This is a genomic window from Acetobacterium sp. K1/6 (assembly GCF_034438075.1).
Classification (GTDB): domain Bacteria; phylum Bacillota; class Clostridia; order Eubacteriales; family Eubacteriaceae; genus Acetobacterium; species Acetobacterium carbinolicum.
Genome location: NZ_JAXQGA010000002.1, coordinates 267,322 through 279,321, shown reverse-complemented (window position 1 = coordinate 279,321; position 12,000 = coordinate 267,322). Strand labels below are relative to the sequence as shown.

Genomic DNA, 12,000 nt, shown 5'->3' with positions numbered 1-12,000 from the left:
AGTGCCTCAAATAATGATGTCATCAGTATATCAGGTTTAGATCAAACTTGCTATACGTCATCTTTTGAGGCACTTACAGATATGTCGAATGTATACATGGTTTTCCTTCCCTTTTTCAAGTTTAGTTGGATCAGTCTCCGCGAAAAAAAAACAGTTCCGTCGACTTATTTCTTTCACTTCAAAATAAAACATTTTTCGTTTTCCAGCATTTGTTCAATCTTCGACCAATGTTCGAATGGGTAAAATCTTACTTTTAAGTCATTCGATGTAAGTTAGATGTACCTGGAACCAGTAGCAACTGCATTTCAAAAACGGCTCTGGTTCTGATTGACACAATGTCAGTCCTTGAGAGCTCCTTACGCCATCGGTTCGATCCAATCACCGCTTGAAAAATTCATTTCTTAATTTTTCATCATTTTTACTTCTTTGATTACGATACAAATTTAGAATTTTCATGTTTTCAATATCCCAATTTTTGTTTGTAAAATAATTAAGCCATTCTGGCGTACAGCATTGCATCCCTCTCACTCTAAGACTATAATCAAAAGGAACAAATAACTCATTTTTCCCACTTAAAGGGTCAATGATCCATACTTTTAAATTTTCATTCTTTAACATTGCATTATATAAACGCGTATCGATATGGTAGTCACAAAAACTATACCCAACAATTGTTATTTCATCTAACATATCCAATATTTGTTCAAATAAAACCATCTTTTCTTCCCTTGATTTGGGATTTATCGTTTTACTGAACTTATTTCCACCTGTTTTAATTGTGTGACTTAAAAATTGCATTTCACCATTCATATCACTTACAGCTATATCTTTTCCAAACCTCATTGAATTCCCATTGATTTTGTACTCCATTTTATGCATAACTTTTGAAACTCTTTTTAAATAGTCCATTGGTTTATCCGTTTCATTTACGTTTACATAAGCAGTTTTTTTATTACCGTCATAAGTGTATTCATTCAGCGCACCATGTAATTTTAAAATATTTGCCCCTTTACCAAATTTCAAATAATCCATACTGTCTAATTTGAGATTAGCACGATCATTAACACCAAATTCCACAAGATTTACAAAATCATCATTGAAAATTGGAAAATCCGTGCTTGAAACTGCTCCAAATTTGATTGGAATACCAGAATCCAGACATAAAAATTCAATAAGTAGATCGTGATTTAGTGTCATAATCCACAGAGGTTCATCCCCGATAAATTTATCAAACTCTTTGTAAAACTGCTTGCAATTTTCGTAAATATGAAAATTATGTTCATGATATATGTAGAACATCTCTGTCAATACGTCCTCAAATTTACTTAACGCATATTGATAGGATCTAGCAGTCGCACGATCAGTAGTATTTTTTATTAGTTCTTCAATTTCTTTCAAAAATCCTTCATAGTTTAACTCAGGATCTCGCCTATATTTTTCAACTAATCTTACTAAAATTGGAAATGCCATAGGTTCAATTGGATCATCTACTCCATAAGGTTCGTTTTTAGACCATAAATCTATAAAACTTTTCAACCGTTTTTTACTAAAAAAAGAGAAGAAATCTTTAGTCAGAGTTTTGACTAGAGGCATCCCTAAATCATAAGAAAAACCGGCACCTAATAAAAGTCCTTTTCGCATCAAATTACCCTCTTCCAATAAATCGAATATTTCTTTCTATAACTTCTTTCAACAACACCACCGTACTCTCTTCCCCCGCCTCATTCGTCCCAGTTCTCCGCGAAAGGCTTGGACTAGGATGTTTTTTTCATGGTTTCATCTGGTCGATGAGGGCTTTGGCGTCGTCAAAGCCGTCGTAGCCTTCATGAACCGCTCGGTTTCGGGCTTTGCGCAGGGCGTAAAAAATGTCATCAATGGCCGCCGGAATCAGGCCTTCCCGTTTCAGCGTTTTGATCCGGTTGGCGTGGGTATTCTCCCCTTCTGGCGGGGTCACCCCATCCAGCGCCATCATCAGATTGACCATCGTTTCGCCAAAAAGACCCAGCTTAATCAGGCAGGAATTACCGTCGGTATACAGATAGTCCTCGGCCAGACTGCCCATCCCGGCCAGGGCTGGAAAGTGATCATTTAAAAAAGCGTAGTTTGACTTCATCTTACATTACCTCAATGCCTGTGTAATCGGTGCGAATGGATTTATTGTATCATTTAATGGCGCGGTGGGAAAGATTTTTAAGTGTTTGAGCAAAAAATTAAACTCACCGGATTAACACCTGTGAGTTTTAAAAAATGGTTTGGGCTATATCGCTAATTCTAGGATGGTTTTCTTCCGATACTGATTGCTACATGTGCTCCAGCAACTGAATCTTCAACCATTAGGGTCTCGGTATAAAACCGGATTGATGGAGTTGGCGGCGAAAAAGTAATCGAGACGCTAAAAACAATCGCCCCCGACTTGGACAACTATATTATTGAATTCGCCTTTGGCGATATTTACTCCCGACCGGGGCTGACCCTTGAGGAACGGGAACTAATCACCATCACCAGCCTGCTGACCGTTGGCGGCTGCGAACCCCAGCTGGACGTACATATCAATGGCGCCTTAAATGTCGGGATTTTACCAGATAAAATTATTGAAGCATTTATTCAGTGCATCCCCTACACCGGATTTCCGAAAGTTTTAAATGCGGTTGCGGTTGCCAAAAAGGTCTTTCCCGCCCGTGATGCACTTGCCCATGACCAACAAGCTCCTGACATGAGCTAAGCGTACCTAGCTACTGGGGCCTGAAGTAGACCTGGTGGCGACGCTCCCTACCGATCTAAGTTAAGTGTGCCTGGCACCCGGGATATGCGAAGTGGTAGTGAGAAATTTGAACGCTCGGTGAGCAAATTTATATACCCTTTAGCAGAAAAATAGTCATTGTTAATTTGCGTTGCTTGTCGCAACGGGCAAATATCTATTATAATTAAGTAGCAATCAAAGGAGGTATTTGCTATGTTAAACGAAAACATTAAAGCTATTAGAAAATCAAAAGGACTTTCACAAGAAGAACTTGCTATCAAGCTGAATGTGGTGCGACAAACCATCTCAAAATGGGAGCAAGGATTGTCAGTTCCTGATTCTGAAATGTTAATCTCCATATCGGAAGTGTTTGAAACACCCGTAAGCACTTTGCTTGGAGATACTGTTATTGAGTCGAAGGTTGATGACTTGAAAGTAATTTCCGAAAAACTGGAGATTATAAACTTACAGCTTGCACAAAGGAAGACCGCGAGAAGAAAAACACTTCACTGCCTACTTATCTTATTGTGTGCGATCTTAGTAACGATTTTGGCTGTTTTAATAGTATTAAATAGTCCTTACTTAGGTTGGGATTATAATGACCCTGAAACTGCCGTTGTCGGAGTAGCTTTTCACGCGTTTGAATGGCTGTTTGTCAGATTAGCACCAATTGTCCTTATAGGGGCAATCGTCGGAATTTTCTTGACACGAAAGAAAGTATAAAACGACTCTGATTTTTGGATGCAGTTCATACTTCAAAATTCCAATTTGTCAATGAGATTATGAGCATTCGCTTGATATGAGCCTTTTAGCTCTTGCTAAAGCTAATCTTGATTACTTCGAAAGTATGGGCAACCTCGCCATTATCGGCTTGGTTGCCCTCTTTCTATTTTCACCGTCCTTCACAATCAAATCATAATCAGACACTGCCGGGATGATGTCGGCTTCGTTATAGAGAATTCGTTTGACGAGACTTTGCACCGTGGCGACATGGATTTTAGTTTCCCGGTCAATGTCCCGTTCATACTGTTCAAATGCCGCCCGCATTTTAATCGGTACAATCCCATGCCACGTTCTCGAAAACATTGATAACTCCTTTAAGACGATATTTTTTCCAGATCGAAATTCAGACAATGATGACTTCGAAGAAATAGACCAAATATGACCGCCAGTTTCAGAGCAAGGCTGGTTATAAGTTATGTGCGCCTAGCATCATTGCACTAAAGAATTGCATTTTCGAATCATTACTTCGTTACTATTGGCTTTCATTGTCTTAACTACATCAGAAAATCATCCTGCTGAACACAAAGGATCTCAAAGCCACATTTTTTATAAAGAGCCACTGCCGGATTGTTTTGTGTCACACTGAGCGAAACCGTCGTGTGACCGGCTTCACGAAGCCTTTTTAACATCGCGTACTTCCTTCTTTAAGTTAGGGATCCTGACAAGTAGCTTAATATAACATTTACCTCAATGCCTGTGTAATCGGTGTGAATGGATTTATTGTATCATTTAATGGTGCGGTGGGAAAGATTTTTAAGTGTTCGAGCTAAAATTTAAACTCGCGGAATTGAAGGCGGTGTCGACGCCCAAATGGATGGTATGGGCAAAGGAATAACTGCCACCTTGCCAGCCACGATGGATCGGTTCCTTTCTATGGTCGAGCATTGAAAGGCTCCCGGTATCAATCCCATAATGAAAGTACCGGCTTACTCTTTTGGCAGGTGTCCACCCTTTGGCAGAGAGCGATTAAAGACGCATTAAGGCAATTCGATTTGACACATACCCAATATGTCATTCTTGCTAATAAAGACAAATTCCACAACAAACATTGAGCAAGTCATGCTTATGTCGTCAAGCAATAAAATAAACCGTTGTGATGGCGACAGTGTGGTTATGCTTTAAACAAAATATTGAAGCCTAACGGCGGTTTTTAAATAGCGATCAAAACCGCCGCTTTCTGATTATCAATCAGAAAGCGGCGGTTAAATCATGAGTTGCTATTTTTTCCTAGAATCGGCCGATGTTGCGGGCAGTCATAAAGGCTTCGGCATTGGCACTGGTAATATCTCTTGGGGCGATGACATCACCGACCAGATAGAATTCCGGAGCACAAAAATTAAGCGCCAGGGCATCGTCGCGGCGGGGTTTCTGGCCGACCGCGTAGATCACGGTATCGGCGTCCAGCAATTGGTCAGCACCGTCTATTTCACAGAGAACACCGTTTTCCCGAATTTCTTTCACCCTGGTATTGAATTGAATATCCAGATCCCGTTTGATGATTTCAAATTTCAAGCCCAGCATATGCAGGAAATTACCGCCGTCATTGATATGATCGGACAATTCAACAATTTTCACTTTTTTGCCATTGGCTATCAGGTGCAGTCCCAGCTCCACCCCGACCAGACCGGCACCAATGATCACCGTCTGCTCGCCGATGGTGTCAATGGCGGTATAGGCGTCCTGGGCACAGATGACATGTTTGTGATTGATGCCGGGAATCGGCGGTTTAACCGGTTCCGCACCCAGAGCGGCAATGATAATATCGGGCTCGATGGTTTCTGCCATTGCTGGCGTCACCGCGGTATTCAGAAGGACTTCGATGTTGGCATCCTGAATCCGTTGTTGCTGCTGGTTCAGGTAGGCATCCAGATTTTTCTTGAAGGCCACCGCCTCTTCACAGCGGAGCACCCCACCCAGACGGTCGCTTTTTTCAACCAGGATAACCTCATGACCGCGGTCGGCACAGGTCAGCGCTGCCTGCATCCCACCAATACCACCGCCGGCGACCAGCACTTTCTTTTTAACCGCCGTGGGAATGGCGAATTTCATTTCCAGCTCCCGGCCGGTTTCCGGATTCAGGGCGCAATAGGGCTCGCCGTTTGCAAGCTCACTGGAAAAACAGGATAAACAGCGCAAACACTTAATGATCTTATCTTCGTTGCCGCTGCGCAGCTTATTGGGAAAGTCCGGATCGCAAAGCAGCCCCCGGGCCATTTCAACCACATCCGCCTGTCCCGAACGGATAATTTCTTCCATCAGTTCGGGATCATCCAGAGCGCCCACTGTGGCCACCGGGGTTTTGACGTGTTTCTTGATTTCGGCTGCATATTGAACATTACAGCCGTCCGCCGTAAACATGCTGGGATGGGTGATCGCAAACACTTCTTCGACCTCGTGATTACCGGCTGAGATGTGCAGTAAGTCAACGTGGTTTTCCAGCTGTTTGGCGATGGCAATGCCGTCTTCAATTCCGAATCCGCCATCGTAACATTCCGATCCGCTTAAGCGAATTTCAATCGGGAAACCCGGTCCCACTTCTTTACGGATGGCATCACAGACGGCAATGATCAGCCGGGATCGGTTCTCGACATCCTTGCCGCCCCATTTATCGGTACGGGTGTTGGTGATCGGCGAGAGAAACTGGTGCAGCAGCCAGCCATGACCGGCATGAACCGTGACCATTCCAAAGCCACAGCGTTTTGCCAGCCCCGCCCCCTGGGCAAATTTTCTAATCGTCCGTTCAATGATCTCTTCATCCATGGCCTGAATCGTCCGGCCCGCCAGCTCACACTCCACCGGGCCATAGGCAATCCCTTTGGAGGAAGCGCCAAAAAAGGACAGATCCCGATTGGCAAACATGCCGGTATGCTGAAGTTCCAGGGATGCCACCGCGCCATAAGTTTTAACGCCATAAGCCAGTCGGGACAGATTATTACTGATGTTGGGCGTGTCCAGACAGATATGGGTGGCCCCGCCGCGGCCCAGCTCGCCATCGACAATCCCTTCAAAAGAAGTGACGCTGGCCGCCCCGCCCCGGGCTTTTCGTTCATAATAGGCGGCGGCGCCCTCATTGAGATAACCGTCTCCATTTAAATTCTGGTAACCGGTGGGGGAAGCAAAAATACGGTTTCTAAACAGGGTGTTCCCCAGTACAATCGGGGTAAAAAGATTGGGATATTTACAGTTTTTCATACGATCTCCTCTTCAACTCTGAATTATAGCGGCAATAGCTGCGCCATCGTTTGTCAGCGTTTACACGGGTCCTGCTTCAGGGCGCGTAAAAATGCCGACATAAGATTTTTCTAAGCTGATTATACGTCTAGCCCCATCCCCCTGTCTAATAGACAGATCTGATGAGGTGATCAGAATAGCTTATGGAGATTGTCCTGAATTAACTTTGCAATTTTGGGAATAAAGGCATTGCCATTATTTCTTAGCCAGCTCAAATCGACGCAGTCGATATGGTGAGTTCCTTCCAGCTCGACATAACAGATGTTTTTAAAGATTTTTTCAACATAGCCTTGGGAAAAAAACGAGACCCCGCTGTTGGCATCGACTTTCAGAAACATCGCTTCACAGGTGGGAACTTCTTGGGTGATATTGGGTTCATAACCATCGAGCCGACAGCATTTGATCATATTCTCATAACTCTTCCGGCCATAGTCGGGATTGAGCATAATGATCTTTTCGCCAGCAACCGCGGCGGCGCAGACACTTTGCTGCCCGGCCAGGGGGTGCCGGCTGCTGACCAGCAGACCCATCGGCTTCCGACGGATCGGGATGGTTACCACTTCGCTGGATTTCACCAGATCATAGGTGTAGGAGATCACCATATCCATGGAGCGATTCGATAACGCCTCGATGACTTCCCGAAAACTGCTTTTTTCGAAGTTAAAATTGAGATCCGGATAATACGCCTGAATCAAGCTGACCAGCGGTTCAATGATGGTAGCCTCAATGGGACCGGCATAACCGATGTTGATATCCAACTGACTGCGAAAATGAATTTCCCGGGTTTTCTTCTGGATCTGGTGATAGTAATTGACAAATTCCTGACAGGACTGGTAAAAATACGCCCCTGCTTCGGTGAGTTCAAATTTGTTTTTTAAGCGATTGATCAGGATCACCCCCAGGTCATCCTCCAGGCTGGCGATCTGCTGACTGATGCCCGACTGCGACACATGCAGCCGTTTAGCCGCCTTGGTAAAGCTGGCTTCATCAACTACACAGAGAAAATATTCAATCTTTCGGATATCCATTTCTTTCTCCTCTTCTGAAAATAAACTGTAGTCTTACAGACTATTCACTTGTGACGTTTTGGTTTTCTCATCATCAGTTACAATTTTATAACTACTTCGGTCTATAGCTAAAAAATCTAAATACGCCGCCTCGCTGATCGGTTTGGAATAATAATACCCCTGTAAATGGGTGACCCCGAGGTTGTTCAGGTAGGTCGCCATCTCTTTGGTCTCCACCCCTTCAGCGACGATTTTAACATTTAGTTGCAACAGAAGCTTGATGATATTTTCCAGAATAGCAGTGGCCTTACTGTTTTTCCCACTGTTCTCCTGGTCAAAACAGGGCCAGATCAGACTCTTGTCCAATTTTACCAGGTCGTACACCACTTCAGCCATCCGTGACAAATTGGAATACCCGGTGCCAAAATCATCCATCGAAAAGCTGCATCCCATCTGCCTCAGCTTAAGCATGTTCTCCCGGAGCATTTCACCCGATTCCACAAAGGCGGTTTCGGTTATTTCCAGGTTAATAAAACCCGGTGTTATATCATATTTTTTCATAATACCCTGTAACTGACTGGGGAGATCCGGGTGGACACATTGAATACCAGAAAGATTTACTTCAATGTACTCGATGCCCCGATCCTTAAGTGCCTCTTCCCGGGCAAAGGCACAGACTTTATCAAAGACAATCTCCCCCAGTTCCATGATCATGCCTTTTTTTTCGGCGATGGGAATAAACTCTTCCGGGGAGATAAAACCAACCGAGGTGGTGTCGGTTAAGCGAACCAGCGCTTCGGCCGAAAGAAACTGCTTATTTTTGGCATGGTATATTGGCTGGTACACCATTACAAACCCGTCATGCTCGATGGCGTCAATGAGGATATTTTCAATGGTTGAATAGCGTATTTTACTACTGATGACCGCTTCATTTAAAAGATGAATGATTTTTTCCGCTGTGGCATTATTATGTGAGGCCATATAATTCATCATGTCGTAGACCTCATCGCAGGTTTCCTGATTTTTGTAATTATCTGTAAAAATCACATCAATATGGGCTTTAATAACAATGGTGTGCTTTGAAAACTGGATCGGCTTTTTTATCTGCCGGGCCAACAATTCCAACTGTTCATTAATATCGTCAAGAGTGACTTCGGTTAAAAACGTCATCACATTGCTACGAGAGTGATAAAGGCTGAAATCGGCATTATGTTTTATTTTTTTAATCCTTTTTCGGTCACAACCGGGACAGAATTGGAAGCTGTCCTTCATCATCATCCCGATTATCTTGAGGATGTGATTGGTATTCTCATGCCCCACCATGGTTTGAATTCTTCTTAAATCATCCACCACCACGCTCACCAGAATCAATGGCTTCTCAGCTTCTTTTTTTTCATTTAGCACCAGATGAAAGGCCCGTTTGTTAAAGGAGCCTGTTTCCTCATCGATGTATTCTTTGGGATTTTCAAAGGCCAGATAGATAAACAAAATCATCAGGGTGACCGCTACTTCCGAAAAAAGCAGGCCAAAATTAAAGAGTTGAATTCCGCCTCCGGCAACCAGCATCAGAACCCCCAGTTGGATAGCCAACCGATTTTCTTTTTGGATCGTCTTTTTATAACGAACCGTATCCACAAAAATCCATCCACAATAGAAAAGCAGGCTTAATGTGAATCCGACAACCATTGATCCATCGGCATATAATTGCTGATTGCGGAGTTCGTAATTCAAATCCCCAAAGAGTATCATCACCATCGGGAAAGCCAGGGGCAGCATACGCCTCAGAACCTTTTTCCACTTCATCCGTTTCTGATTATTCCCTAAAATTTCAACATACCAGAAAAGAAACACCACAATCATGATCATACTGCCGTAAAAAAGCTGGCTAAACATCCGGTCTACCAGCGGTATAAACGCATCAACGTTGACCGTGGTATAAAGTTTAAGCACATTAAAAACAAGATTTACCGCCGTAAAATAAAGCATCAGCGCAAAACATTTATTTGATAAAAGCGGTAATTTTTTATTTCTTAAAAAATCCACAAAAATAATCGAAAAAAAGAGTATCGTTACGATCAGTAATCGAATATCCAATTGAAACATTACCATCCTCCAGTTTAGTTGTCGTTAAGATTGTATTCTATCATTTACGATATCCTCTTTTCAACGACTTTTGTTATATATCTACCTCATTTAATTTTTATCCCAAAGTATTTTCCGTACTTTTACAACTATGCCACTATACTTTTCACCCATTTCCCCTTATAATGAAAACGTTAAATTATATTTAAATCAAAATAAAGGAGAACAACATGAAAAGAAAAATCATTCTATCAGTCTCCCTGGCGTTTGTCATCTGTTGTCTGGTGGTTGCCGGATGTACTACCGCAAAAAAAGATGGTGCCCAGATTGAAACCTCGGAGGCCATCGTCCCCACGGATTACAGTCAGAGCGCACACTGGCTCAATGTTCCGGCTGAAATAACCAAAGAGGTGGACGTGTTCTACCTGTACCCCTCTGCCTGGGCCAAGGTAAACGCCGATGACCCGATTATCTGTGAAATCGACAATCCAGTCATGCTGCAACAGTCCAAACTGGCCTATGACCGACAAGCCACTGCCTTTGAAACCTCAGCTAATATCTTTGCTCCCTACTACCGTCAGGATGACGCCGGCTCCACCCTGGCGATGGATGTTGAGGAACAACAGGACATCGTTAAAGGCGTGCCGCTGACTGATGCCACTGCCGCCTTTGAATACTATATCGAGCATTACAACAATGGCCGACCCTTTATTCTGGCCAGTCATTCCCAGGGCTCCAACGTAATGATCTATATATTACAGGATTACATGAAAGAACACCCGGACGTTTACAAACGGATGGTAGCTGCCTATGTCCTTGGCTATTCCATTACCGATGACTACCTGGCTGAAAATCCTGACCTCAAATTTGCCTCTGGCTCTGGTGACACTGGGGTCATTGTTTCCTACAATACCCAGGCCCCTACCATTGAAGGCTCTGATGGTGTGGTTCTGCCCACCGCCCATGTTATCAACCCAATTAGCTGGACCACCGAAGAAACGGTCGCACCAGCCTCTGACAATCTTGGTTCCCTCCAATTAAATGCGGATGGGTCTGTGGTCAAAAATGCCGATGGCACCCCCTTAAAGGTCATGAATTTTGCCGATGCCAAGGTCGATAATACCAAAAATGTCCTGATCTGCAGCACCGTTAGTGTCGATCAATATGCACCCGGTGGTGGTACCTTTGGCCGGGGCGTTTTCCATACCTTTGATTTTCCTTTCTACTATTTCAATATCCGGGCCAACGCCGAAGAGCGGGTGGCAAACTACCTGAAAGAAGTTAAATAAGTACTTGTTAAAGTAAAACTAGAAAACTTAGTTCTGTATCTGCAGAATTGAGTTTTTTTATCTTTTCAATGATTTAAGATGAATAATCACTTCCAAATTGGTTATAAATATAACGCAGTACCAATTAAAAACGACCAACTGCAAAAAGAGAGTAACTTGTTAGGAGAATAACCAATGAATAAATATGGAATACTTCGAGAAAAAAAAGGCAATAGTCTGATTGAATTTCCGGATCATTACGTCATCATTGATATTGAGACGACCGGATTCAGTCCCAAAAACTGTGAAATAATTGAAATCGGCGCTGTTAAAGTCCGCAACGATAAAATCACATCCGTCTTTCAAATGCTAATCAAACCAAAGAACCCCATCAGTTCTTATATTACTAATCTGACTGGTATCACCAATAATATGCTCACCGATGCCAACCCCATTGCTGAGGTATTAGACGCTTTCGTTTCCTTTATCGACGACAATATATTAATTGGCCATAAGGTTAATTCTGATGTAAATTTTTTGTACGATCACTGTAAAATAACGATCGGTCATGATCTGACCAACGATTTTATCGATATTATTGATCTATTCAGAGAACGGCAAAGATCGGTTCTCAATCATCAACTAACTTCTCTGTGTGAAAAATGCGCCATCCAGAATACCAATGCTCACCGGGCTCTATCTGACTGCCTGGTCAGTAATAATTTATTCCAGTCGCTAAAATACCACGATGGCTCAATCGCCTGCGTGGAAGAACTGGATACCCTGATACTGGCCTCGGAGTTTAAACATAAACACTCCCCCTACAAAAAAAAATGTCAGAATATGTCAGCCAGCATGGAACGGTTTGCCCGAATTTCTGTTTAATTAT

The 12,000-nt window shown here is 43.1% G+C and carries 11 protein-coding genes; 4 read left to right on the top strand and 7 right to left on the bottom strand.

What is annotated here, in order from left to right:
- Positions 1 to 378 precede the first annotated feature (378 nt).
- Together U2P91_RS03120 and U2P91_RS03115 are read right to left on the bottom strand one after the other, a co-directional pair.
- On the bottom strand, positions 379 to 1,641 hold the full coding sequence (locus U2P91_RS03120) for a hypothetical protein (protein ID WP_111886750.1): 1,263 nt from the start codon (positions 1,639 to 1,641) through the stop codon (positions 379 to 381).
- Between the two features lie 127 nt (positions 1,642 to 1,768).
- Positions 1,769 to 2,113 (bottom strand): DUF4145 domain-containing protein, encoded by a 345-nt coding sequence (locus U2P91_RS03115; RefSeq protein ID WP_111886749.1) that lies wholly within the window; start codon positions 2,111 to 2,113, stop codon positions 1,769 to 1,771.
- 243 nt (positions 2,114 to 2,356) lie between these two features.
- Between U2P91_RS03115 and U2P91_RS03110 the strand changes: the two genes are divergently transcribed.
- Together U2P91_RS03110 and U2P91_RS03105 are read left to right on the top strand one after the other, a co-directional pair.
- Positions 2,357 to 2,722 (top strand): carboxymuconolactone decarboxylase family protein, encoded by a 366-nt coding sequence (locus tag U2P91_RS03110; RefSeq protein WP_111886748.1) that lies wholly within the window; start codon positions 2,357 to 2,359, stop codon positions 2,720 to 2,722.
- Positions 2,723 to 2,953: 231 nt separating this feature from the next.
- A complete protein-coding gene (locus U2P91_RS03105) occupies positions 2,954 to 3,463 on the top strand; it encodes a helix-turn-helix domain-containing protein (protein ID WP_111886747.1) in 510 nt (169 codons plus the stop codon).
- Between the two features lie 111 nt (positions 3,464 to 3,574).
- Here U2P91_RS03105 and U2P91_RS03100 read toward each other — a convergent pair whose 3' ends face one another.
- From U2P91_RS03100 to U2P91_RS03080, 5 genes are all read right to left on the bottom strand, one after another.
- Positions 3,575 to 3,826, bottom strand: coding sequence for a hypothetical protein (locus U2P91_RS03100; RefSeq protein ID WP_111886746.1), 252 nt, complete (start codon positions 3,824 to 3,826; stop codon positions 3,575 to 3,577).
- A gap of 191 nt (positions 3,827 to 4,017) precedes the next feature.
- Complete coding sequence (locus U2P91_RS03095) at positions 4,018 to 4,152, bottom strand: GNAT family N-acetyltransferase (protein ID WP_111886745.1); 135 nt, start codon at positions 4,150 to 4,152, stop codon at positions 4,018 to 4,020.
- 598 nt (positions 4,153 to 4,750) lie between these two features.
- The gene (locus tag U2P91_RS03090) at positions 4,751 to 6,715 is read right to left on the bottom strand and encodes an NAD(P)/FAD-dependent oxidoreductase (RefSeq protein WP_111886744.1); all 1,965 of its coding nucleotides are present in this window, start codon (positions 6,713 to 6,715) and stop codon (positions 4,751 to 4,753) included.
- 170 nt (positions 6,716 to 6,885) lie between these two features.
- The gene (locus tag U2P91_RS03085) at positions 6,886 to 7,782 is read right to left on the bottom strand and encodes a LysR family transcriptional regulator (protein ID WP_111886743.1); all 897 of its coding nucleotides are present in this window, start codon (positions 7,780 to 7,782) and stop codon (positions 6,886 to 6,888) included.
- A 33-nt stretch (positions 7,783 to 7,815) separates the two neighbouring features.
- A complete protein-coding gene (locus U2P91_RS03080; RefSeq protein ID WP_162624379.1) occupies positions 7,816 to 9,864 on the bottom strand; it encodes an EAL domain-containing protein in 2,049 nt (682 codons plus the stop codon).
- Positions 9,865 to 10,073: 209 nt separating this feature from the next.
- Here U2P91_RS03080 and U2P91_RS03075 point away from each other — a divergent pair, with 209 nt between their 5' ends.
- On the top strand, positions 10,074 to 11,132 hold the full coding sequence (locus U2P91_RS03075) for a DUF3089 domain-containing protein (protein ID WP_111886741.1): 1,059 nt from the start codon (positions 10,074 to 10,076) through the stop codon (positions 11,130 to 11,132).
- A gap of 174 nt (positions 11,133 to 11,306) precedes the next feature.
- A complete protein-coding gene (locus U2P91_RS03070) occupies positions 11,307 to 11,996 on the top strand; it encodes a PolC-type DNA polymerase III (RefSeq protein ID WP_111886740.1) in 690 nt (229 codons plus the stop codon).
- Positions 11,997 to 12,000 lie beyond the last annotated feature (4 nt).